Genomic DNA, 22,570 nt, shown 5'->3' on the forward strand with positions numbered 1-22,570 from the left:
CCGCGTCCTGCGAAGCGCGGCCTGCGGGTTTCAGCGCCCGATCTCCTCCAAATTGACGCCTGCCGTCTCGATGCGGAACCACCAGGTGATCAGCGCGCCGAGGAGGGAGGTGAAGACGAGGGCGGTCAGCAGGAGGTCGGTGCCGGCGTCGGCCAGGACCACCGGGAAGACGAAGGCCGTCAGCACGGCGCCCATCTTGGCAAAGGCGGCGGCGAAGCCCGCGCCCTTGGCGCGGATATGGGTCGGGAAGACCTCGCCGGCCAGTAGGTAGGTCTGCGCGTTGGGGCCGAGGTTGGTCATGAAATTGAACAGCATGAAGCCGCCGAACAGCAGCATCGTGCGCGCCGGCTCCTCGACGTGCGACTGCAGCACCGCCATCGCCAGCCCGGCGGCGCACCCGAGGAACCCCAACACCTGCAGGCGGATGCGGCCGACCCTGTCGGACATCAGCACGGCGGCGAGGATGCCCACGATCAGCAGCGTGTCCACCAGCGCCGCCCCCTTCGCGCCCTGGAGGTCGCGGGCGATCAGCGCCGACACGTTGTGGGCGTTGGTAATCTCGTGACCGATCGTGTGCGCGAGGATGGTCGGCGTGAAGATGCCGATGCCATAGGTCCCGAGATCCTGCAGGAACCACGGCACGGAGGCGAGAATGGTGGCCCGCCGGTTCTTGCCGTCGAAGAGATCGCTCCAGCGGCCGCGCCGGTGATGGCTGGGACGGGGGGGCTCCGCCAACTCGGCCAGCCGCACCTGCTTAGGATATTGCGGCTCGCGCTTCAGCAGCCGCCGCAGCTCGTGCTCGGCCTCGGCGCGGCGGCCGCGGCTCATCAGCCACTGGCCGCTGTCGCTCACGAACAGGCGGGCGCCCACCACGAACGCCGCCGGCACGATCACGATGCCATACATCCAGCGCCAGGCGTCCAGCGACGGATCCAGGGTCAGGATCACGAAGCCCAGCGCCGTGCCGACCAGCGCGCCGATCGCCTGGAAGGCGAAGGCGGCCAGCACCAGCTTGCCGCGGTCGCGGCTGGGAATGCTCTCTGAGATCACGAGATGCGCGGTGGGATAGTCGCAGCCCAGGGCCACGCCGACGCCGAACAGGAAGAAGACCAGCCAGCCGAAGCTCGGCGCCATGGTCAGGCCGGCCAGGAAGATGACGAAGACCAGCATCTCGATCACGAACATGCGCCGCCGTCCGTAGCTGTCGGCCAGCCCGCCCAGCGCCACGGCGCCGATCATGATGCCCGCCAGGGTGGCGGCGCCGACGAGGCCCTTGCCGACGGCCGAGAGAGCGAACTCCTCGACGATCAGGGGCAGGGCGACGCCGGTCATGAACACGACCTTGCCTTCGAAGAACTTGCCGGCGGTGGCGAGTGTCCAGATTCGCCACTGCATCCGGGTCATCGGTACGCTGGGGGTGGGCGTGCCGTCGGGCCAGGACGGGGTCTGGTCGATATACGCCTGTACGCTTTTCGGCTCTCTCATCTGGACAGAGTAGCGGATGCCGCTACGCTCCGTGCTCATAAAACAAGAAATGAACGAGGAAGCACCATGAAGAGACGGTTACTGCTGGCCGCTGCGCTGGCCGTTCCATCGGTTGCGGCACCGTCGATCGTGCGGGCGCAGGGAACGTGGCCGGCCAAGACCGTGAAGTTCATCTGCCCCTTCGCGCCGGGCGGCGGCACCGACACGGTGAGCCGGCTGATGTGCGATCAGCTTTCGAAGGCCTTCGGACAAACCTTCGTCGTCGACAACAAGGGCGGCGCCGGCGGCAACATCGGCACGGTCGAACTCGCGCGTGCGGCACCCGACGGCTACACGCTGGGCCTCATCTCGGTGGCCAGCCACACGCTGAACCCGATGCTCTATTCCCGGCTGCCCTACAATCCGGACCAGGACATCGTGGCGATCTCGCGCGTCGCGATCCTCGCCAACCTGCTGGGCGTCACGCCGTCGCTGCCGGCCAACAACGTCGCGGAGCTGATCGCGCTCTGCAAGAAGGAGCCGGGCAAGTACTCCTTCGCGTCGTCGGGCCCCGGCACGTCGCTGCACCTGAGCGGCGAGCTGTTCAAGAAGATGGCCGGCGTCGACATCATCCATGTTCCCTACAAGGGCGCCGGTCCGGTCTATTCCGATCTCATGGCGGGCGTGGTGAACATGATGTTCGCCAACATGCCCTCGATGCTGCCGCAGGTCCGCGGCGGCAAGCTGAAGGGCCTTGGTGTCACCTCGGCCCTGCGCTCGAAGGCGGCCCCCGACATTCCGGCGATCGCCGAGACCGTGCCGGGCTACGTCGCCACCTCGTGGTACGGAATCGGCGCGCCGGCCGGCACGCCCGAGCCGATCCTCGCCAAACTCGAGACCGCGATTGCCGAGGCGCTGAAGTCGCCCGAGATCCAGAAGCGCTGGAACGACGATCTCGGCCTCGACATGCCACCACCCGGCCGTGCCGGCTTCGACCGCTTCCTGGCCGAGGACCGCAAGCTCTGGGAGCCCGCGGTCAAGGCCTCGGGCGTGAAGCTCGACTGATCCTCATTCGGAGTGGTTTTGATGTCCGTTCAATTTGCCGAGGTTCCGGACGAAGCCGGAGAGATCACCGCGCGCTGGCTCGATTCGTTCGGCGCCGCGCTCCAGGCGCAGGATGCGGCGGCGGTGGCGGCGACGTTCCTGCCCGACGGGCATTGGCGCGACGTGCTGGCCTTCACCTGGGACGTCGTCACCCATTCCGGGCGGGCGGCGATCGAGGCGGCGCTGGCGCCGGTGCTGGCGCGCACCGCCGCGAAGCATGTGGGTATTCCCGACAGGCGCACGCCGCCGCGCCGCGTGAAGCGCGCCGGCACCGAGTGTATCGAGGCGATCTTCGAGTTCGAGACCGCCTTCGGCCATGCCAACGCGGTCGTGCGCCTCGTCGACGAGGGCGGGACGTGGCGGGCCTGGTCGCTGCTCACCACCCTCGAGGAACTGCACGGCTGGCCGGACGGCAAGCCGCGCGAATTGAGCGATGCCGAACGCTACAGCCGCGACTTCGGCGGCGACAACTGGCTCGACCAGCGGCAGAAGGCGCAGGCCTACGAGGATCGCGACCCGGCGGTGCTGGTCGTCGGCGGCGGCCAGGCGGGTCTCGCCACCGCGGCCCGCCTGCGGGCGCTGGGGGTCGATACGCTGATCGTCGATCGCCATCCGCGCATCGGCGACAACTGGCGGCGGCGCTATCACTCGCTCACCCTGCACAACGAGGTGCACGTCAATCACCTGCCGCTGATGCCCTTCCCCTCGACCTTTCCGGTGTTCATTCCCAAGGACAAGCTGGCGAACTGGTTCGAGTCGTATGTCGAAAACCTCGACCTCAACTACTGGACCGACACACAGCTCACATCGGGCCGCTACGACGAGGCGGCGCAACGCTGGACCGTGACCTTACTGAGGGGCGACGGGACGGAGAGGACGCTGCATCCGCGCCACGTCGTCTTCGCCACCGGCGTCAGCGCCATTCCGATCAAGCCGTCGCTGCCGGGTCTCGATGCCTTCGCCGGCACGGTGATGCATTCCGGCGCCTACACCAGCGGCGCGGTGTGGAAGGGGCGCAAGGCGATCGTGGTCGGCACCGGCAACAGCGGTCACGACGTGGCGCAGGATCTCTGCGCCAGCGGCGCCGAGGTGACGATGGTGCAGCGCAGCCCGACCTATGTCGTGTCGATCCGCGAAGCGCAGAAGGTCTATGCGATCTATACCGAGGGCCTGCCGTTCGAGGATTGCGACCTGCTGGCCGCCGCCTCGCCCTATCCGGTGCTGCAGCGCGCTTACCAGCTCTCGACCGCCGAGATGCGCCGGGTCGACCGCGATCTCCTGTCGGGGCTGGAGAAGCGCGGCTTCCGCCTCACCTATGGCGAGGACGATACCGGCTTCCAGATGATGTATCTGCGCCGCGGCGGCGGTTACTACTTCAACGTCGGCTGCTCCGACATGATCGTCGACGGCCGCATCGAGCTGCTGCAGTACGACGATATCGACCGGTTCGAGGCCGGCGGCGTGCGCCTGAAGGACGGTACCTTGCGCGAGGCCGAACTGGTGGTCGTCGCCACCGGCTACGAGAACCAGCAGGAGACGGTGCGGGCCTTCCTGGGCGACGCGGTGGCCGACCGCATCGGCCCGGTCTGGGGCTTCGATGCCGGCGGCGAACTCGCCAACATGTTCAAGCCGACGCCGCAGCCCGGCCTGTGGTTCATCGCCGGCAGCCTGGCCCAGTGCCGCATCTACTCCCGCTACCTCGCCCTGCAGATCAAGGCGCGCGAGGAGGGGTTGGTCGCTTAGGATACTCGATCTTGAGTTGCCCTACTTGACCTCATTCTGAGGAGGCCCGAAGGGCCGTCTCGAAGGATGGGCAACAGACGCGGTGCTCGTGCCCACCCTTCGAGACGCGCTCCTGCGGAGCGCTCCTCTGGGTGAGGTCGTTGTTGGAAGGGTGAGGTCCAAGACCCTCTAGATGAACTGCCGGATCGTCGCGATGACGACCAGAGCGCCGATCGCCATGACGGCGCTGCCCAGCGAGATCACATAGAGCGCACGGCCGGGCGACAGTCGGCCCATATGGGCGGCGATCCAGAAGAACGGGTCGTTGACGTGGCAGATCGCCATCGAGCCTGCGCCGACGGCGGCGGATGCGATGGCGCGGCCTGAGGCGCTGTCGAGGCCGAGTGCCGGCAGCATCGGCTCGACCATGCCCGAGGCGGTGAGCACGGCGGTGAGCGAGTTGCCCTGCATCGTCTTCACGATGGCGGCCACCAGGAACGGCGTCAGCACGCCGTAGCGCGGCTGCAGGGCGTATTCGGCCAGCAGCTCCGACATGCCGGTCTCGTCGAACACCCGGGCCAGTCCGCCCGCGGCGCCGACCGCGAGCAGCAGCGGCGCCCACGACCGGCCGGCCAGGACCGACGGCTCCCAGCGGCGGGCGAACACGATCGCCAAAGTGACGGCGATCGCGGTCAGCATCAGCGGCTTGGAGATGCCGACATAGAATTCGCGCGCTCCGCCCTTGCCCAGAGGCTCGCTGGGCATCTGCGCCACCGACTGCAGGACCAGCAGCACCAGCGGGATGCCCACGCACAGCCACGCCCAGGACAGCTCTCCCTCGGTCGGCTGCGACGGCACCTGTCGCGCCACGTGCCACCAGCCCAGCGCCACGGCGATGGCCGTGACCGGCAGGGCGATCATGAATTCGGTGGGGATGTCGGCCTTCATGACCGAGGCTGCCGCGACCGCGAGCGGCGAGGGCGCCATGAGGGCCGCGACTGCGAGCAGGGTGAGGGCGAGGCCCAGCGCGCGCCGCGGCGCGTCCTGCCCGGCCGGCTGCAGCAGCGCCAGCCCGCCTGCGGCGGAGGCTCCCAGTCCCGCCACCAGACCCGCTGCGGCGGACGTGCCGGTGCCGAGCGGCGCACGCAGCACGAGCCCGCTGACCAGGGCGCCCGCGACGACCAGCAGCCCGGTCTGCTCCAGTGCCGTCGAGAAGCCCAGCCCGAACGCCTTGCCGACCGACTGGAAGGTCATGTCGGCGGCGATGCCATAGACCACGACCGTGGCCATGATCGCGAGAAAGACGGGCAGGCGGACGCGCTGGACCAGGAACACGATGGCGGCGACGGCCATCGGCAGCAGGAGCGAGGCAAGAATCATGACGGGACGAACATTAGTGTCCTGCTACAGTCCCGTCATGCGCCTCCTCGTCGCTCTCCTGATGCTGCTCGGTCTCGCCGCCCCCGCCCACGCCGAGGCGCTGGTCCGCATCGAGGGCAGGAACTTCGTCGAGCCCGACGGCCGCATCCTGCGCCTCAAGGGAATCAGCCTGGGCAACTGGCTGATGCCCGAAGGCTACATGTTCAAGTTCGAGGTCGCGAAATCGCCGCGGCAGATCTACGGCGCCTTCGACCGGCTGCTGGGACCGGAACGTGCCGCGGATTTCTGGCGCCGCTATCGTGACGCTTACGTGACCGAGGACGATATCCGCTTCATCAAGTCGGTCGGCTTCAACATGGTGCGGGTGCCGCTGCACTGGCGGCTGTTCATGAGCGCCGAGGGCGAGATCGGCGGCGAGGGCTGGTCGCTGCTCGACCGGGTCGTCGCCTGGGCCGCCGCCGCGGGGCTCTACGTGATTCCCGACCTGCATGCCGCGCCCGGCGGGCAGACGGGCATCAACCACGATGACGGGCCGGGCTACCCGCTGATGTTCTACGTGGCGCGTGATCGCGAGCTCACGGTCAAGCTGTGGCGCGCCGTGGCGCAACGCTATCGCGGCAACCCCGCGATCCTGGGCTACGACATCCTGAACGAGCCGATCGCGCCCTATCATGACGTGGCGACGCTGAACGCGCGGCTGGAGCCGTTCTACAAGCGCGCGACGGCGGCAATCCGCGACGTCGATCCCGAGCGCATCGTGTTTCTGGCCGGCGGCCAGTGGAGCTCGAGCTTCGCGATGTTCGGCCCGCCCTTCGCGAAGAACCTCGCCTACACCTATCACTCGTTCTGGGCCTCGACGAAGCGCGACTCGATCCAGCGGCACCTGAACTTCGCCAACCTCTACGACGTGCCGCTGTTCCTCGGCGAGACCGGCGAACTCACCGACGAATGGAACGCGGAGTTCCGCCGCCTGCACGAATCGCACGGCATCGGCTGGTCGTTCTGGACCTACAAGAATCTCGACACGCCATCGACCATCGTGTCGATCCCGCGGCCCGAGGGATGGAACGAGATCGTGGCCTACGCCGACGGCTTCCGAAAGGAAAAGCCGTCGCCGCAGCTGGTGGACCGCGCCATCGGGCAATATCTCGAGGGGATCCGGTTCGCCAAGGGCACGGTGCGGTGGTCCTACCTGGCGTCGCTCGGCCTGAAAGGCGAACCCTAGCAGACAGCGCTGTCAGGGTTCCGTGCCCCGCCGGTCAAAGCCTGGGGTCTTACCGTCGTTCGCTCAGCACCGAGCGGCCGCGCTTGAGCACACTCTGCGTCTTGGCCGACAGCGAATCGACGAATCGGATCCAGGCGCCCCTGTTGCCGGGGGCGCGGGCATCGAGGGCGCGCTTCACCAGCGCCTTCGAGTTCGCGTGACGCCAGTCTCCGAAGGCGGCCCGGATGGCGGGGGCTTCCTCGTCGAGGATGCGCTGCACCAGCTGGAGGATGTGATTGCTGATCGGCCCCCAGTCCTTGGTCGAGGAATTGTAGGTGCCGCCCATGACCGTGGCGTTCGAATGCTTGTTGGCGCCATGCATCCGGTACCCATAGAGCGCATCGTGAATGGCGATGGATCCCGTCAGCAGACCGGCGAAGGTCGACAGGTAATAGTCGAGATAGAGTCTGAGGTCGCTGTCGGGGACGACGAGCACGAGATCCACGAAGCTGCGACGGAACATCATGCTCGCCATGCTGTTCGTGGCGCTCAGCGCCGTCCAGTGAGGGTGGAAGGTCAGCCGGCCGTTCGCGGGAAAGCGGAAATTCCCGGTTGCCGAATCGATCGTCGGCACGCCCGGCGCCTCGAAGGTGGCGGCCGTCGAGACGCTGTGCTCGAACCACCAGGCCGTACCGGCCAGCAGATGGTCGTCGGCATCGATGATGTGCGAATCGCAGTAGGTGAGGGCGACGGGGAAATCGGCGTTCATGTGAACGCACAGATGCCGCTCTATGAAATTCTCGTACCAAATATCGTCGGAATCGAGGAAGCCGACGAACGGCGTGTCCAATTGCGCGAGGCCCCGCTTGATCGCACCAGTCTGGCCGACGTTGGTGTCGAGGCGAATGTAGTCGAACCTCGAATCGCCGAGGCGCGACAGGCAATTGCGAATTTCTTCGTCGGAATTGTCGGTCGAGGCGTCGTCCACGATGATGGTGCGGAGATTGCGGCAGGACTGGCGGGCGACCGATTCGATCGCGCGTCCCACGAAGGCGCCATTGTTGTAGTTGGCAATGACCACTCCGACCGGAGGCGCTGAAGGCATACTGACCGTTCCGTCTGACTAGTTTGAACTCTTGGGGGCGATCGCATCGGGTATGCGGCAGCCTGAAGATGGTCGACGATTGCGGGCACTGCAACCTGAAGCCGCCGACCGGCGGCTAAAGTCAGCCATTCCTTTCATGTTGCAAGGGCAAATGTCGGTGATCGGCTGGTCCGGCGGGTAAAAGGAGAGAGACAGCCGTGCAGGCTGAATGCTAGGGACTAGCTTGGCCCGCCGTCTGGGGACGGTAGGGTGCGATCAGGGACGTGACGAGCAATATGACGCGGGCCCCTTCCCCTGCAGCAGGATCGCCACGGACGGAACTGGCGGAAGCGCTAAGGTCGTGCCGGACGTCCTATCTGGGCGTGGCGCTGTTCACCGCCGTCCTGAACGTTCTGTATCTCACCGGCTCGTTCTTCATGCTCCAGGTCTACGATCGGGTGCTGCCGAGCCGCAGCGTTCCCACCCTGGTGGCGCTGTGCATCCTGGCCCTGGGCCTCTACGGCTTCCAGGCGATCCTCGACATCGTCCGCAACCGGGTCCTCATCCGCATCGCCGGCGGGTTCGCCGAGACGATGGACCGGCGAATATACCACCTGCTGGTCAAGCTGCCGCTGCGGGCGCCCCAGATGAACGGCTTCGAGCCGGTCCGCGACCTCGACCAGATTCGCGGCTTCATGTCGGGTCCCGGTCCCGCGGCGTTGTTCGACCTGCCCTGGATGCCGCTCTATCTCGGCATCTGCTACCTGTTCCATCCCCTGATCGGGGTTACGGCAACGGTCGGCGCCCTGATTCTCGTCGTCATCACCTTCCTGACCGAGATCAAGGTCCGCCAGCCGTCGATCGAGGTTTCGTCCCTCTCCAGCCGGCGCACCAGCCTCGCCGAAGCCAGCCGCCGCAATTCGGAGGTGCTGCACGCCATGGGCATGGTGGGGCGGTTCGCCCACCAGTGGGCGGACTACGGACGTCGTTACGTCAGCGCCCATCAGCGGGCGGGCGACATCACCGGCGGCATGGGTAGCTTCTCGCGCGCGCTGCGCATGGCGCTGCAGTCGGCTGTGCTGGCGGTCGGCGCCTATCTCGTGATCAAGCAGCAGGCGACCGCCGGCATCATCATCGCCGGCTCCATCCTGTCGGCCCGCGCGCTCGCGCCGGTCGAGCAGGTGATCGCCCAGTGGCGTGTCTTCGTCTCGGCCCGCCAGAGCTGGCATCGACTGAACAACCTGCTCGCCCGCATCCCCGAGGATCGGGATGTCATGCAGCTGCCCAGGCCCAAGGCCACCTTGTCGGTCGAATCGGTCAGCGTGGCTCCGCCGGGCGCGAACACGGTGGTCGCCCGCGACATCGCCTTCGGCCTGAAGGCCGGCCAGGGGCTCGGGATCATCGGCCCCAGCGCGTCGGGCAAGTCGTCGCTCGTCCGTGCGCTCGTGGGTGTGTGGCGGCCCGTCAACGGCAAGGTCCGGATCGACGGCGCCACGCTGGACCAGTGGTCGTCCGAGGCGCTGGGCGAGCATATCGGCTACCTGCCGCAGGACATGGAGCTGTTTGCCGGCACGGTCGCCCAGAACATCGCGCGGCTGGAGCCCGAGCCCGACGCCGCGAAGGTGATCGCGGCAGCGCAGGCCGCCGGCGTGCATGAGCTGATCCTCGGCCTGCCCAACGGTTACGAGACCGAGATGGGCGAGGGCGGCACCGCTTTGTCGGCCGGACAGCGCCAGCGCGTCGGCCTGGCGCGCGCGCTCTATGGCGATCCCTTCCTCGTGGTGCTGGACGAGCCCAATTCGAGCCTCGATCACGAGGGCGAGGAGGCGCTAACCCGGGCCATCATGTCGGTGCGGACGCGCGGCGGCATCGCCATCGTGGTTGCCCACCGGCCGAGCGCCCTCGCGGCCCTCGATCAGCTTCTGGTGATGCGCGGCGGCCGGCAGCAGGCGTTCGGTCCCAAGGACGCCGTCCTGCGCGAGACGCTGAAGGCCGCGGCGCCGCCCCCGCCGGCAGCCCCGCAGCCCACGCCCCTTCGGGCGCCGGTGGTGCGTGCGCGGGAGCCGTCATGAAGCCGGACCGGCCCGTGTCCATTCCGGCCGCCACCCGCAAACCCCTCCTGATCGGCGTGGGGGCCTGCCTCCTCCTCGTCTTCGGGATCGGGGGATGGGCCGCCACGACCCAACTGTCCGGCGCGGTGATTGCGTCCGGCAAGCTGGTGGTCGACACCAACGTCAAGAAGATCCAGCACCCGACCGGCGGCGTCATCGGCGAGCTCCTCGTCAAGGAAGGCGACCGGGTGAAGCAGGGTGACGTGGTCGTCCGGCTCGACGGCACGCAGGCCAAGGCGAACCTCGGCATCGTGACCAAGGCGCTCGAGGAGATGGCCGCCCGCCAGGCCCGCTTCGAGGCGGAGCGCGACAATGCCAAGACTGTCGATTTTCCGCCCGACCTGACGTCGCGGGCAGGCGACCCCGAGATCGCCCGCCTGATGACCGGCGAGCAGAGGCTGTTCGAGATGCGCCGCACCGCGCGCGACGGCCAGAAGGCGCAGCTGCGCGAACAGATCAAGCAGCTCAATCTCCAGATCGAAGGCACGGAGGCGCAGGAAGCCGCCAAGGGCAAGGAACTGAAGCTGCTCGCGCAGGAACTGGAAGGCGTTCGCGTGCTCTGGAAGCAGAATCTCGTGCCGATCAGCCGCGTCACCACGCTCGAGCGCGATGCCGCCCGCATGGAAGGCGAGCGATCCGCCCTGGTCGCCACCCTGGCGCAAAGCCGTGGCCGCATCGCCGAGCTGGAACTCAAGATCCACCAGATCGACCAGGATCTCGCCACCGAGGTCGGCAAGGAACTGGCCGAAATCCGCGCCAAGAAATCGGAGATGACCGAGCGCCGCGTCTCGGCCGACGATCAGCTGAAGCGTATCGATCTCGTCTCGCCGCAGAACGGCAAGGTGTTCCAGAGGAACGTCCATACGGTGGGCGGCGTCGTCCAGGCGGGCGAGCCGCTGATGCTGATCGTGCCCGACTCGGACTCGCTGATCGTGGATGCCAAGGTGCCGCCCCAGGATATCGACCAGATCCATATCGGCCAGCACGCCGTCCTGCGGTTCGCCGCGTTCAACCAGCGCACGACCCCCGAGGTCGACGGCGAGGTGATCCATATCGGCGCCGATGTCACGCAGGAGGACAAGGCGACCGAGCCCTACTACTCCGTGCGCATCCGTGTTGCCGACGGCGAACTGTCCCGTCTCGAGGGATTGCAACTGCTCGCCGGCATGCCGGTCGAGGCCTTCATCGAGACCACGCCGCGCACCGTGGCGTCGTTCCTGGTAAAGCCGCTCAGCGACCAGCTGGCGCGCGCGTTCCGGGGGCGGTGAAGTCTTTCCGGGCCTGACAGATGCCCGACACTAACCTCATGCTGAGGAGGCTGCGCAGCAGCCGTCTCGAAGCATGGGCACGGGCACCGCGTTTGTTGCCCATCCTTCGAGACGCCGCGCAAGGCGCGGCGCCTCAGGATGAGGTAAGTGCTTGAATCGATTCATTTCCGGCCAGACTCTCAGGATGAGGTCGTGAGGATACTTGAATCGGATGGGCCTCAAGCCGCGTCCCCCAACACCATGTCGGCCGCCTTCTCGCCGATCATGATCGAGGGGGCGTTGGTATTGCCGGAGGTGAGCGTCGGCATGATCGAGGCGTCGGCGATCCTCAGCCCTTCGATCCCGTGTACGCGCAGCCGCGCATCGACAACGGCCATCGCATCCGAGCCCATCTTGCACGTGCCCACCGGGTGATAGGTCGTCTCGGCGGCGCGGCGCACCCAGTCGAGAATCTCGTCGTCGCCGTTGGCCGCCGGTCCCGGCGCGATCTCGGCCACCTGCAGCGACGCCATGGCGGGCGCGGTCATGATGGCGCGGGCGATGCGCACGGCACGCACGGTCAGCTCGCCGTCGACCGGCGCCGACAGGAAATTGTAGCGGATCTCCGGCGGCCTCTTCGGATCGGCGGAGACGATGTGGATGGTGCCCTTGCTCTCGGGCCGCATCGGATGGGCGTAGCAGGACATGCCGGACTGCCGCGCGATGCGAGGCCCGCGCGGTCCCGCCTCGGTGAACATCGGCACCCAGCCCAGCAGCAGGTCGGGCGCCTCGAGCCCGTCGCGCGAGCGCACGAAGGCGCGCAGCGGCGCGCCGACCATCGACAGGAGACTGTCGCGGTTCAGCGCCCAGCGCAGCGCCTGGTGCACCAGGCCGAGGCCGCGGCCGCGATCGTTGAAGGTCATGCCGCGCATGCCGATGGTCCATCGCGTGCGCGGCGCATAGTGCTCGCGCAGGTTCTCGCCGACGCCCGGCAGGGCCTGCCGCACCTCGATGCCCAGCGCGCGCAGCCGGTCCGGCTGGCCGATGCCCGACAGTTCGAGGAGCTGCGGCGAGTTGATCGAGCCGCCGCTCACCACGACGGCGCGGGCCGCCCGGGCCTCGCGCGACTGGCCGCCCACCGAGTAGCGCACGCCGGTGCAGCGCTTGCCGTCGAGCAAGAGCCGCTCGGCCAGCGCCCCGGTCTCGATGCGCAGGTTGGGGCGCCGCTTCGCCGGATCGAGGTAGCAGCGGGCCGTGCTCATGCGCCAGCCCGAGGCGATCGTGGCCTGGCTCATGGCGATGCCGTCCTGCTTCGCGCCGTTGTAGTCGGGGTTGTGCGGGATGCCGACTTCGCCGGCCGCCTTGATCACCGTGGCATAGAGCGGATGGGCCGGGGCGGGATTGGTGACCTTCAGCGGGCCGGAGCGGCCGCGAAAGCGCTCGTCGCCTTCGTCGTAGCTTTCCATGCGCTTGAAGAAGGGGAGAACGTCCTCGTAGGCCCAGCCCTGGTTGCCCATCTGGGCCCAGGTGTCGAAGTCCTGCGCCTGGCCGCGCACGAAGGCGAGGCCGTTGATGGCGCTGGAGCCGCCGAGCAGTTTTCCGCGCGGTACCGGGATGCGGCGGCCGTTGGTGCTGGGCTCGGGCTCGGAACTGTAGAGCCAGTTGACCGCCGGATTGGTGATCAACCGCGAATAGCCGACGGGAATGCGGGTCCAGGGATGGCCGGCGGGTCCGGCTTCCAGCAGCAGCACCTTGTGGCGCGGGTCGGCCGACAGCCGGTTGGCGACGGCGGCGCCCGCCGAACCGGCGCCGACGACGATGAAGTCGTATTCCATTGCCGCCAGTATCCCGCGGCGTGCCCCGCCTGTCGATTGCCGCGACGATGGCCCGGCTTTACGCGGGCCGATGTTTGGGCATGATGCGGCCCCCGACAACCTCGAAGGAAAAAGCCATGCGTGGTGTCTCCCTCCTGCTTCCCCTCGGCCTTTCCCTCGCCTGTGCCGCCGGCATCGCGGTCGCCCAGCCGGCCGGGCCGGACATGACGGGCACGTGGACGGGAACCAACAAGAGCATCGTGAGCGGCCTGCCGGCTCACTTTCCGGTGACCGCGCCGTCGGTGATCGTCGACGGCAACCGCCTGGTCGACCTGAAGATCACGGTGCGGATCGACGGCCAGGACGAAGGCCGCTTCTGGGGCACGCTGTCGTCCGAATCGAAGGCCGAGCCGATCATCGGCGTCATCGGGGCCGACGGCAAGCGCGTGCGCATGATCGGGCAGGGCGGTTCGGCCATCGAAGGCACCTTGCTGGACGACGGCACGCTCGAACTCTTCTATACCGAGAACCGTGCCGGCGTTTCGGTCGCCGCCACCAACGTGCTGAAGAAAGCGAAATAGGACTCCCCTCGATGATCTCACGGAGAAGCATGCTGGCGGGCGGTCTGGCCCTGCCGGCGCTGGCCGGCTGCGGTGGCCAGCCGACGTCCCAGCCTGCGGCCTATGCCCCGGGCCAGACGCGGCCCGGCCTCGATGCGGTGATCGACATCAGCCACAACGTCACGGTCACCAGCTTCGCCGCGGTCCGCCGCAGCAACATCCTGGCCGTCATCCACAAGGTGACCGAGGGCGGCGACTGGTTCGACCCGTCCTATTCCTCGCGGCGGCGCCAGGCCGAGGCGGCGGGGCTCCTGTGGGGCGGCTACCATTTCGGCACGCGCCAGTATTCCGGCGAGCAGCAGGCGGCCTCCTTCCTGTCGGCCTGCCAGCCCGGCCCGCAGACCGTGATGGCGCTCGACCTCGAACCCAACGACGCCAACCCGCGCAACACGATGCGGCTCGACCAGGCCGAGGCCTTCGTGCTGGCGGTGCAGAAGGCCACCGGCCGGCTGCCGATGCTCTACAGCCATCCCGCCTGGGCCGATGGCGAGATCTACGGCCGTCGCCGCATCAGCCTCGGCGCCAGCGTGCGGCCGGGCTCGATCCTGGCGCGCTGCGACCTGTGGCTGGCCGACTATCGCGAGGAGCCGCGCCTTCCCGTGGCGTGGGCGAGCCGCGGCTGGAAGCTCTGGCAGTATGTCGCCGACGAGACCTCGCAGAACTTCGCCTATGGCAGCGAACCGCGCCACGTCGAGGGCGTCGGCCACTGCGACCGCAACATGTACAACGGCGACGCCGCGAGCCTGAACCGCTGGTGGAAGAACGGCGGGCGGTAGGCCGAGCCTCGCTCGGCCTCCTGAGCGTCAGGACATCGCGGAGCGATGTCCGGGAGCGCCGAAGGAAGAGCGATCACACGAAGCTCATGACCCCTCCGTCGGCTAAGCGGCTTGGCTACAAGCCGCGAGACGCCGCCACCGCCCCCTTTGAATGGGGAGGAAGCTGGTTCTAACGCGCCGCCAGCCTGAACCGCTCCGAATGGAAAGAACCACTGCGAGCTTCCAACAAAGACCTCACCCTGAGGAGCGCTCCGTAGGAGCGCGTCTCGAAGGGTGGGCCCGAGCACCCCGCCTGTTACCCATCCTTCGAGACGGCCCTTCGGGCCTCCTCAGGATGAGGGTGTGCGGGGTCGTGCAGTTTACCGCGCCGCCAGCGCTTCGAACGCCTTGCGGGTCGCTTCCAGGGCGAAGTCGATGTCGGCTTCGGTGTGGGCGGTCGAGAGGAACATGTTGTGGCGCGGGTGCAGGTGGGCGCCGTGCTTCAGCATGACTAAAGAATGCAATTCAATTCGCGAGGAAGTAGTGTCCCTGTCTCGCAGGGAACAGAGGACCGGACGTGAACGTACGGATGCGTCGATGGGGGACGTGGATCTTTTCGACGATCTTCTTCGCTTGGGTTGTCCTAGCCTGCGTCACGTCCACCCCGGTGCTTGCGTTCGTACTGCTCGGTAGCACGGCTTCACCGTCATGAACGCCAGGGTGCAGAGCGTTGGGACGACAATCCTCTCGATCGTCTTCATGATCGCCGTCATCGTGAGTTGGGTGGCGTCCCCCCTGGTGATGCTGATCGGCGCGTACTCAGTCGCCGGATCTCCGAATGGATCGTGGTGGCTCTTGGCCCTCGTCATGGCGGTGTGGCTCTTGCCCATATTCATGGCCGTCGCCGGCCTCTATTTGTGGCAGACGCGATTTCCGTGGCTCGCTGTCGTCCCTGTACTCATCGTCGGGGCGCCGATGTGGGTGGCCGGATCACTGGTCTTCGGATGGAGGTGGTGAGAGCGACATGAACGCAAGGGTACAGACGTGGGGGACGTGGATTCTCCCGATCGCCTTTGTGATCACCGATGTCGTGAGTTGGGTAGCGTCCCCCATGGCAAGCGCCACATCGCCATGAGGATGGCCAAGAGCCACCACGATCCATTCGGAGATCCGGCGACGGAGAACGCGCCGATCAGCATCGCGTCCCTGTGCTCATCGCCGGAGCGGCGATGTGGGGAGCCGGATCACTGGCCTTCGGATGGAAGTGGTGATCGCGCCGCCACTGTTTCCCGCCCCATTGGGGCGGGGAATTCCCGTGCTTCTGAGGAAAAGGTGATGCGGTCGGCTTGAGGCTCGAGCCTTAGCCCTTCACCGCGCCGCCAGCGCCTTGAACGCTTCGCGGGTCGCTTCCAGCGCGAAGTCGATGTCGGCCTCGGTGTGGGCGGTCGAGAAAGACCCAACTCCACTCCAGTGAGATCTTGCCTGTCCAGGCGATGACCACGAAGAAGATGATGGGTACCAGTACGCACGCGATGATGAACGGGTGCATGGGCATTGATAATTGCTCGGAAGGAGGCGGAATAAATCAGCAACCGCGTGATGATGGCGGGTTGCGCCGATCCCATCGAGCTTGGTCAGCGAATTCCACGAGTAATCCCAAGCCGAACAATATGCCAGCGTTGGTGGTCGCCGAAACAAGGAGGGCAATCCAGTTGAGGGGACTAACGTTGCTCACGAAGATGTAAGGAGCGGGAACAAGAAAGCACAGCGCAGACAGGCACCAAAGCAATACCGTCCCTCGATGCAAAGACTTTTTCATCTGCGTGGTTTCCCGGTTTGCTGGCCGCGTTCGTCGCTCCCCGCCCGCTGACTGGCGGTTTTCATTTTAGGGGAAATGTGACCAACTTATGCAAGGGAGAAATTGAATCCGCGCTCGGGCGAGGAAGTCGGGGGGGTAGGTGATGGGTCCGCTGGTCCGCAGTATATCTGCGGCAATCGTTGCAACTCTGTTATTGGTATTGTTGGCTCCGCTAAGCCAAGTCATCGCAAAGGAGGCCATTCCCAACGTAGATATGTTGGCTCTCTTTTACGCCTATATATTTGGTTTCTGCTTACTCGCTTGGTTTGGCCTTCTTGCATTTGCATCGATTCAGTTCGCTCTGGCATTTTTCCAAATACGGCCAGAGTTCCAAAACCAGGGTTGGATCCATTTCTCAAGCGCGGCATATACTCCTTATGGTCAACATCTAAGGCGATCAGCGGCGCGAAAGTTCTGGTGGAGCTTCGTGCCGATTACAATCTACATAGCGGCAATATTCATCATCGGCAGGTACTTTCCTCTCTCCTGAATCGCGTCCGCGTCCCGGATGATCAGCCGCTCTCAGCCCCATCGTCTCCCGCTGCCGCAACACCGTCCGCCGGCAGCACCCGAGCTTCCAAGCGATCCTCCCGTCGGTGTACCCGAGGGCGTGCCAGTACCGGAGGTCCCCATCGTCCTCAGCCGTCCACACCTTCCGCTTCACCCTCGCCTCCTTTCGGCAATGCTTGTTTGAGAGTCCGGCGCGAAGACGCACTTCCGAAGACGCACTTCGCCCTTGCAGGGAAAAGTGCTTCTTCACGCGGTATGCTCGCCCGAGCCGCCCGTCCCTTCTGACGCATCGCTATAGAGATTGCCGGTTGATTCCGGCGCGCGGGTGGGTTGTCCGATCCCCGCTTACTCAGTCTTCGAATCCAACGGCGGGAGCGCACGAGGGTAGCGATCCCCTCGACGCGCCGTGACGGGAAGTGCCCCGTCGTCCTGTGCGTAGCTTCTTTTCCCCGGTGGCGCTCACGGTCATGGTCCCATGGTGACGCCGATACAGAGGGGCTATGTGCGACGCCGAAGCCCACCGTCATTGAACTCAGGCGGCGCATGACCTCCTCTGGATCAGGTCGAGGAGAAGCGTCTGCAGGGCCGGCAAACCGGCGCTGAGGTGAAGGTCGTCGGCGTCCTTGCCGAGCGCCAGCGGCATCGCCCAGGGAAGGCCCGTGCGGCGCGCGAAGTATTCGCCGGTGCCCAGCCCGCCGAGCTGCGCGATCGGCTTGTCGTTGTCCGTCACGATCAGAGCCCGCCGACGCCTTGTGGCGACCTCGGCCACGTTCGCCGCGGCGAAGCAGCATGTCACCCTCGCCCGCACGCCCATGCCCGACTGGGCGGCCTTGATCGACAGGCCGATCGCCGATCTAGAGGGACGCGCCGCTCGCGTCGCGAAGGGGCACCGCGTACCGTGCGTCTGTCGCCCATCCTTCGAGACGGCCCTTCGGGCCTCCTCAGGATGAGGGTGTGCGGGGTCGTGCAGTTCACCGCGCCGCCAGCGCCGCGAAGGCCTTGCGGGTCGCTTCCAGCGCGAAGTCGATGTCGGCTTCGGTGTGGGCGGTCGACAGGAACATGTTGTGGCGCGGGTGCAGGTAGGCGCCGTGCTTCAGCGCCTCCAGGGTGAAGAAGTTGCCCTTCTCGGTGTCGGGATCGTTGTCGAACAGCAGGGTCGGCATCTGCGGCGGGCCGCTCTGGCGCACGCCGATGCCGAACTCGGCCGACTGCGCCGCGATGCCGTCGCGCAGCCGCTGGCCCATCTCGCGCATCCGCGTCGGCCCGTCGACGCTCTCCAGCACGTCGAGCGTCGCCAGCGCGGCCGCCATCGACACGGCGCTGCACCAGAACGAGCCGGTGACGTAGAGCTTGGACGCGGCCTCGCGGTAGCGGTCGTTGCCGGTGACGGCGGCCAGCGCGTAGCCGTTGGCGATCGCCTTGCTCCAGGCGCTGAGGTCGGGCTGCACGCCCACCAGGTCCCAGCTGCCGCGCATCGTGAGGCGGAAGCCGGCACGCACGTCGTCGACGATCAGCGCCGCGTCGTTGGCGTCGCACAGCTCGCGCGCGCGACGGGCGAAGGCCGCGTCCGGCATCTCCTGGTCCTTGCCGAAATCGTGCTTGAAGGCCGAGACGATGATGCCCGCCAGGTCGTCGCCGGCGCGCTGCACGGCGCTCTCGAGGCTGCCGGTGTCGTTGTACGTGTAGGTCAGCATGTGGGCGCGATCCTCCGGCGTCACGCCGTACGGGTTCGGCGAGCACCACGGGATGGCGCCGTGATAGGCGCCCTCGGCCACCAGGATCTTGCGCTTGCCCGAGGCGGCGCGCGCCAGGGTCACGCAGGTCGTGGTCGCATCGGTGCCGTTCTTGCCGAACAGCGCCCAGTCGGCATGCGGGATCAGCCCGACCAGCCGCTCGGCCAGCTCGACCAGCCGCTCCGACGGGCCGTTCAGGCAATCGCCGGCGGCCGTCTGGCGCGCGACCGCTTCGGCGACCACCGGATTGCCGTGGCCGACCACGATCGGGCCCCAGCTGCACATGAAGTCGACATAGCGCTTACCGTTCACGTCCCACAGGTGACAGCCCTCGCCGCGTTCGAAGAACTGCGGATAGCCCTCGGGCAGCCGGTCGCTGCGCAGGTGCCCGTACATGCCGCCGGGAATGACCTGCTGGGCGCGCTGCCTGAGTTTCTGGTCGGCCGTGAGAGACATTGAAGAGGCTCCGCTACGCTGTGAACTGGCCTATATATACCGCACCAAAATGAGCCTGTACCCGGCACGGGTCGCAAGGCAGCCACGGGGGAAACGGATGGATCTCAAGGGGAAGGTGGCCGTCGTCACCGGCGGCAATGGCGGGCTGGGCCAGCGCATCTGTCACGCGCTGGCGGCCGAAGGCTGCCACATCGCCGTCGTCTATGCGCAAAGCCGGGACCAGGCCGAGGGCGTGGCGCGCGATCTCGAACGCCACCAGGTCAGCGCCGCCGCCTTCGCCTGCGACGTGACGCAGCGCGACCAGGTCGACCGGCTGGTCGACCACGTGCTCAAGCGCTTCGGCCGGCTCGACATCCTCGTGAACGACGCGGCTTACAACAAGTCGATCCCCTTCACCGATCTCGACGGCCTCACCTACGAGGAATGGACCAAGATCCTCGACATCAACCTGACCGGCCCGATGCTGCTCACCAAGGCCGTCGGCCCGGTCATGAAGCGCCAGGGCGAAGGCCGCATCGTCAACATCGCCTCGGTCGCGGGCTTGGGCCCCACCGGCTCCTCGATCGCCTACGCCGTCTCGAAGGCGGGCCTCATCCATCTCACCAAGTGCATGGCGGTCGCGCTCGCGCCCGAGGTGCTGGTGAACTGCGTCGCCCCCGGCCTGCTCGAAGGCACCCGCGCGACGGCAAACCTGCGGCCCGAGGTGGTGGCCAAGAACGCCAGCGCCTCGCTGCTGGGCAAACCCGCCGACAAGGACGACTGCGCCGACCAGGTCGTCACGATGTGCCGGACGAACAGCACGACCGGGCAGACGCTGGTGATTGATTCGGGGCGGGTGTTTCACTGAGGCGTGGTCGATATGGAAAAGTCACGCGATGCTGTTTACGCGCACCCGTACTTCAGAAATCAGGGCTGATCACAGCGCGCCATTTGAGTTGGTCGAGCGATCAGCTTTGTGCCGGTTCCGAATCTGGCTCGTTGGGGGGTGCGCTGCCTGCAGATTGACGAACGCCTGAGGGACTTGGCTCTGGGGCCTTGGCGTTAGGTTTGCCGCTGAGAATTCTGGCGTAACTTTCCTGGAGGAAAGCTTGCGACGATTCTCTATCGGCGTTGTAGTTCAACTCTTTCTGGAAGACCTTTAGTCGAGCTTTTGCGTCATTCAAGATCTGAGACCAAGTTCTGACCCATATGGTTGAGCGACTATCGGCCGACTGCCAGATCATTCCCTCTGGTCTATTCGCAGCTCTGCCGAGGCTTCTGGCAAAGTCATCCATGTCGTTGGATACGACCCAGAAAGTCCACCGGGTCTTGAGGTCGCGGAATCGCTCGTCGGTACTAACGGCGAAGGCATACTCTTGTATCTGTGTGGTCTCAGAGGCGCCAACTTTGACCTTGGGTGCTTTCAATTCGACGACAAGGTGATCAAGCTCTTCCGGACGAGCGCTGGGAAGCGAACGCGAGAGCATGAGATCCACAATGCCCGTCTTTCCATTCGCTCTCTTGACGGGCTCATCGATAGTTACCTTAAGCTTTCTGAGTAAAGCGTGCTTTCTCAAGACTTCGGTAGTCGATGAGGGAACTTGGGCGCTACCGCTCAGCTCGGCAACACGAACCTCACCCCAGCCCTTGCCAACCCACCCCCCAGCGCGGCCGCCGTGCCATCGGCGCGCCAGCAGGCGGCGCCGGTCATCGTGCCGTCGTCGTGGAACTGGATGGCGTTCATGCCGCCGGCCACGGTCGGCATGATCTTGAGCGTGTGGCCGCGGGCTTCGAGGCCCTGGCGGACCGGGGCGGGGATGCCGTGCTCGACTTCGAGGACGGGGCCCTCGGTCCAGATGCGCGGTGCTTCGACGGCTTCCTGCAGTTCCATGCCGTGGTCGATCAGGTTGAGCAGGGCCTGCATCGCCGAGGGGAAGATCTTGCGGCCGCCGGGCAGGCCCAGCGCATAGCGCACCTTGCCGTCCCGCAGCGCCATCATCGGCGACATCGAGGTGGTGACCCGCTTGCCCGGCGCGATCGACAGCGCGTTGCCGCGGCGCGGGTCGTAGTTGTTCATGTAGTTGTTGGGAATCATGCCGGTGCCGGGCACGATGAAGCGCGCGCCGAACAGGCTGTTGATGGTCTGCGTCGTGCTGACGACGTTGCCCTTGCCGTCGGCCACGGTGAGATGGGTCGTGTCCTGGCCTTCCGCCGCCTGCAGCCCGCCCGTCCACTGCGTCGCGCGGGCGATGTCCAGAAGCTTGCGGCGCTGGTCGGCATAGTCGCGGCTCACGATGCGCTCGACCGGCACCTTCACGAAGTCCGGATCGCCGCTCGCCTCGGCGCGGTCGGCGAAGGCGATCTTCAGCACTTCGGCCAGCAGGTGCAGCGTGTCGACGGTGCCGAAGCCCATCTTGGCGATGTCGTAGGCTTCGAGGATGTTCAGCATCTGGGCGATGTGGACGCCCGAGGCGGCGGGCGGCGGCGGGCCCAGGATCTCCCAGCCGCGATAGTGGCCGCGGATCGGCGCGCGCTCCTCGACCTTGTAGCCGGTGAGGTCGTCGCGGCGCACGAAGCCGCCGGTCTTCTCCATGCAGTCGACGAGCAGGTCGCCCAGCGGCCCGCCATGCAGCGCCTTCTCGCCCTGCTGCGAGACCAGGGTCAGCGCCTCGGCGTATTGCGCCTGCACGAGTCTCTCTCCGGCCTTCAGCGGCGTGCCGTTGGGCAGGAGGAGCGCGGCTGCGAGCTTGTCCTTCGACAGGTCGGCGCCGGCATCCTTGATGCAGTCCGAGAGATAGGGCGTCACCGCGAAGCCGCGCGCGGCGTGGCGGATCGCGGGGGCCATCACGTCGGCCAGGCTCATGGTGCCGAAGCGCTCCAGCGCCAGGCACCAGGCGCGCAGCGAGCCCGGCGTCGCGACCGACTTCGGCCCGACCAGGTTCTCCTGGCCCTCGACGTCGTAGACCTCGGGCGCGGCGCCGGGGACCGGCCTGTACATGTCGGGATGCCCCATCTGCGGCACGGCGCTCATGCCGTCGAGGATGCGATGGCTGCCGTCGGCCAGGCGGATGTGGCAGGTCGTGCCGCCGATCAGCCCGACCATCATCGGCTCGACCACGGTCAGCGCGAACTGCATGGCCACGGCCGCATCGACCGCATTGCTGCCGGCCGCGAGCATTTCGAGGCCGGCGGCGGAGGCCAGCGGATGGTTGGAGACCGCCATGCCCGCGGGCCCATGCGCCGGCTGCTTCTCGCAGGTGAATTGCGTGCCCGCGCGCTCGCGCCATGTCGACTGGGTCATCCGTGTCCTCGTTGAATAGGGGTGAAATCTCGCACGCGGTTCGGGCGGCGGCTACCCGCACACCTCACCCTGAGGAGCGTTCCGCAGGAACGCGTCTCGAAGGGTCGGCAACAAGCGAGGTGGGCGTGCCCACCCTTCGAGACGCGCCCCTGCGGAGCGCTCCTTGTATCAAGACACGGCCGCGCCGGCGTAGAGTTGCAGGTGCGGTCTCGGTGGAGAGCCCGCAGG

18 protein-coding genes are annotated in these 22,570 nt (G+C 66.8%); 9 read left to right on the forward strand and 9 right to left on the reverse strand.

Features of this window, described 5'->3' with window-relative positions:
- Window positions 1-30: 30 nt before the first annotated feature.
- Entirely contained in the window at window positions 31-1,485 is a 1,455-nt protein-coding gene (locus tag ACP15H_RS27260) for an MFS transporter (RefSeq protein WP_425069263.1), read from the reverse strand.
- A gap of 66 nt (window positions 1,486-1,551) precedes the next feature.
- Here ACP15H_RS27260 and ACP15H_RS27265 point away from each other — a divergent pair, with 66 nt between their 5' ends.
- Window positions 1,552-2,529, forward strand: coding sequence for a Bug family tripartite tricarboxylate transporter substrate binding protein (locus ACP15H_RS27265; RefSeq protein WP_425069264.1), 978 nt, complete (start codon window positions 1,552-1,554; stop codon window positions 2,527-2,529).
- A 21-nt stretch (window positions 2,530-2,550) separates the two neighbouring features.
- Window positions 2,551-4,311 (forward strand): flavin-containing monooxygenase, encoded by a 1,761-nt coding sequence (locus ACP15H_RS27270; RefSeq protein WP_425069265.1) that lies wholly within the window; start codon window positions 2,551-2,553, stop codon window positions 4,309-4,311.
- Window positions 4,312-4,479: 168 nt separating this feature from the next.
- On the opposite strand, the gene ACP15H_RS27275 is transcribed toward ACP15H_RS27270, so the two are convergent.
- Entirely contained in the window at window positions 4,480-5,670 is a 1,191-nt protein-coding gene (locus ACP15H_RS27275; RefSeq protein ID WP_425069266.1) for a hypothetical protein, read from the reverse strand.
- Window positions 5,671-5,707: 37 nt separating this feature from the next.
- On the opposite strand from ACP15H_RS27275, the gene ACP15H_RS27280 reads away from it, so the two are divergent.
- Window positions 5,708-6,895, forward strand: a complete 1,188-nt coding sequence (locus ACP15H_RS27280; RefSeq protein WP_425069267.1) for a glycoside hydrolase family 5 protein — start codon at window positions 5,708-5,710, stop codon at window positions 6,893-6,895.
- Window positions 6,896-6,944: 49 nt separating this feature from the next.
- Here ACP15H_RS27280 and ACP15H_RS27285 read toward each other — a convergent pair whose 3' ends face one another.
- Window positions 6,945-7,979 (reverse strand): glycosyltransferase family 2 protein, encoded by a 1,035-nt coding sequence (locus ACP15H_RS27285; protein ID WP_425069268.1) that lies wholly within the window; start codon window positions 7,977-7,979, stop codon window positions 6,945-6,947.
- A 275-nt stretch (window positions 7,980-8,254) separates the two neighbouring features.
- Between ACP15H_RS27285 and ACP15H_RS27290 the strand changes: the two genes are divergently transcribed.
- Window positions 8,255-10,030 carry a type I secretion system permease/ATPase gene (locus ACP15H_RS27290; RefSeq protein ID WP_425069970.1) on the forward strand — a complete coding sequence of 592 codons (1,776 nt, stop codon included), beginning with the start codon at window positions 8,255-8,257 and terminating at the stop codon, window positions 10,028-10,030.
- Window positions 10,027-11,337 carry an HlyD family type I secretion periplasmic adaptor subunit gene (locus ACP15H_RS27295; protein WP_425069269.1) on the forward strand — a complete coding sequence of 437 codons (1,311 nt, stop codon included), beginning with the start codon at window positions 10,027-10,029 and terminating at the stop codon, window positions 11,335-11,337. Before ACP15H_RS27290 ends, ACP15H_RS27295 begins: the two co-directional genes overlap by 4 nt.
- A 218-nt stretch (window positions 11,338-11,555) precedes the next feature.
- On the opposite strand, the gene ACP15H_RS27300 is transcribed toward ACP15H_RS27295, so the two are convergent.
- Complete coding sequence (locus ACP15H_RS27300) at window positions 11,556-13,151, reverse strand: GMC family oxidoreductase (protein ID WP_425069270.1); 1,596 nt, start codon at window positions 13,149-13,151, stop codon at window positions 11,556-11,558.
- 116 nt (window positions 13,152-13,267) lie between these two features.
- Between ACP15H_RS27300 and ACP15H_RS27305 the strand changes: the two genes are divergently transcribed.
- On the forward strand, window positions 13,268-13,711 hold the full coding sequence (locus tag ACP15H_RS27305) for a hypothetical protein (protein ID WP_425069271.1): 444 nt from the start codon (window positions 13,268-13,270) through the stop codon (window positions 13,709-13,711).
- Between the two features lie 11 nt (window positions 13,712-13,722).
- Window positions 13,723-14,526 (forward strand): glycoside hydrolase family 25 protein, encoded by an 804-nt coding sequence (locus tag ACP15H_RS27310; RefSeq protein WP_425069272.1) that lies wholly within the window; start codon window positions 13,723-13,725, stop codon window positions 14,524-14,526.
- A 359-nt stretch (window positions 14,527-14,885) separates the two neighbouring features.
- Here ACP15H_RS27310 and ACP15H_RS27315 read toward each other — a convergent pair whose 3' ends face one another.
- Window positions 14,886-15,014, reverse strand: coding sequence for a hypothetical protein (locus ACP15H_RS27315; protein ID WP_425069273.1), 129 nt, complete (start codon window positions 15,012-15,014; stop codon window positions 14,886-14,888).
- 199 nt (window positions 15,015-15,213) lie between these two features.
- Between ACP15H_RS27315 and ACP15H_RS27320 the strand changes: the two genes are divergently transcribed.
- On the forward strand, window positions 15,214-15,522 hold the full coding sequence (locus tag ACP15H_RS27320; protein WP_425069274.1) for a hypothetical protein: 309 nt from the start codon (window positions 15,214-15,216) through the stop codon (window positions 15,520-15,522).
- A gap of 1,883 nt (window positions 15,523-17,405) precedes the next feature.
- Here ACP15H_RS27320 and ACP15H_RS27325 read toward each other — a convergent pair.
- Entirely contained in the window at window positions 17,406-17,603 is a 198-nt protein-coding gene (locus ACP15H_RS27325) for a hypothetical protein (RefSeq protein WP_425069275.1), read from the reverse strand.
- A gap of 241 nt (window positions 17,604-17,844) precedes the next feature.
- Window positions 17,845-19,062 (reverse strand): aspartate aminotransferase family protein, encoded by a 1,218-nt coding sequence (locus ACP15H_RS27330; protein WP_425069276.1) that lies wholly within the window; start codon window positions 19,060-19,062, stop codon window positions 17,845-17,847.
- A gap of 97 nt (window positions 19,063-19,159) precedes the next feature.
- On the opposite strand from ACP15H_RS27330, the gene ACP15H_RS27335 reads away from it, so the two are divergent.
- Complete coding sequence (locus ACP15H_RS27335) at window positions 19,160-19,909, forward strand: SDR family NAD(P)-dependent oxidoreductase (protein ID WP_425069277.1); 750 nt, start codon at window positions 19,160-19,162, stop codon at window positions 19,907-19,909.
- 100 nt (window positions 19,910-20,009) lie between these two features.
- Here ACP15H_RS27335 and ACP15H_RS27340 read toward each other — a convergent pair whose 3' ends face one another.
- Together ACP15H_RS27340 and ggt are read right to left on the reverse strand one after the other, a co-directional pair.
- Complete coding sequence (locus ACP15H_RS27340; RefSeq protein WP_425069278.1) at window positions 20,010-20,528, reverse strand: hypothetical protein; 519 nt, start codon at window positions 20,526-20,528, stop codon at window positions 20,010-20,012.
- A gap of 128 nt (window positions 20,529-20,656) precedes the next feature.
- A complete protein-coding gene (ggt, locus tag ACP15H_RS27345; RefSeq protein ID WP_425069279.1) occupies window positions 20,657-22,342 on the reverse strand; it encodes a gamma-glutamyltransferase in 1,686 nt (561 codons plus the stop codon).
- Window positions 22,343-22,570 lie beyond the last annotated feature (228 nt).

This window comes from Reyranella sp. (assembly GCF_965249915.1).
GTDB lineage: Bacteria > Pseudomonadota > Alphaproteobacteria > Reyranellales > Reyranellaceae > Reyranella.

Bases quoted from the DNA above. Each gene is read 5' to 3' on its own strand.
- ACP15H_RS27260 (WP_425069263.1), bottom strand. From the start codon at position 1,485: ATGAGAGAGCCGAAAAGCGTACAGGCGTATATCGACCAGACCCCGTCC.
- ACP15H_RS27290 (WP_425069970.1), top strand. From the start codon at position 8,255: ATGACGCGGGCCCCTTCCCCTGCAGCAGGATCGCCACGGACGGAACTG.
- ACP15H_RS27270 (WP_425069265.1), top strand. From the start codon at position 2,551: ATGTCCGTTCAATTTGCCGAGGTTCCGGACGAAGCCGGAGAGATCACC.
- ACP15H_RS27280 (WP_425069267.1), top strand. From the start codon at position 5,708: ATGCGCCTCCTCGTCGCTCTCCTGATGCTGCTCGGTCTCGCCGCCCCC.
- ACP15H_RS27275 (WP_425069266.1), bottom strand. From the start codon at position 5,670: ATGATTCTTGCCTCGCTCCTGCTGCCGATGGCCGTCGCCGCCATCGTG.
- ACP15H_RS27340 (WP_425069278.1), bottom strand. From the start codon at position 20,528: ATGCTCTCGCGTTCGCTTCCCAGCGCTCGTCCGGAAGAGCTTGATCAC.
- ACP15H_RS27320 (WP_425069274.1), top strand. From the start codon at position 15,214: ATGAACGCCAGGGTGCAGAGCGTTGGGACGACAATCCTCTCGATCGTC.
- ACP15H_RS27295 (WP_425069269.1), top strand. From the start codon at position 10,027: ATGAAGCCGGACCGGCCCGTGTCCATTCCGGCCGCCACCCGCAAACCC.
- ACP15H_RS27285 (WP_425069268.1), bottom strand. From the start codon at position 7,979: ATGCCTTCAGCGCCTCCGGTCGGAGTGGTCATTGCCAACTACAACAAT.
- ggt (WP_425069279.1), bottom strand. From the start codon at position 22,342: ATGACCCAGTCGACATGGCGCGAGCGCGCGGGCACGCAATTCACCTGC.
- ACP15H_RS27300 (WP_425069270.1), bottom strand. From the start codon at position 13,151: ATGGAATACGACTTCATCGTCGTCGGCGCCGGTTCGGCGGGCGCCGCC.
- ACP15H_RS27335 (WP_425069277.1), top strand. From the start codon at position 19,160: ATGGATCTCAAGGGGAAGGTGGCCGTCGTCACCGGCGGCAATGGCGGG.
- ACP15H_RS27310 (WP_425069272.1), top strand. From the start codon at position 13,723: ATGATCTCACGGAGAAGCATGCTGGCGGGCGGTCTGGCCCTGCCGGCG.
- ACP15H_RS27330 (WP_425069276.1), bottom strand. From the start codon at position 19,062: ATGTCTCTCACGGCCGACCAGAAACTCAGGCAGCGCGCCCAGCAGGTC.
- ACP15H_RS27315 (WP_425069273.1), bottom strand. From the start codon at position 15,014: ATGCTGAAGCACGGCGCCCACCTGCACCCGCGCCACAACATGTTCCTC.
- ACP15H_RS27265 (WP_425069264.1), top strand. From the start codon at position 1,552: ATGAAGAGACGGTTACTGCTGGCCGCTGCGCTGGCCGTTCCATCGGTT.
- ACP15H_RS27305 (WP_425069271.1), top strand. From the start codon at position 13,268: ATGCGTGGTGTCTCCCTCCTGCTTCCCCTCGGCCTTTCCCTCGCCTGT.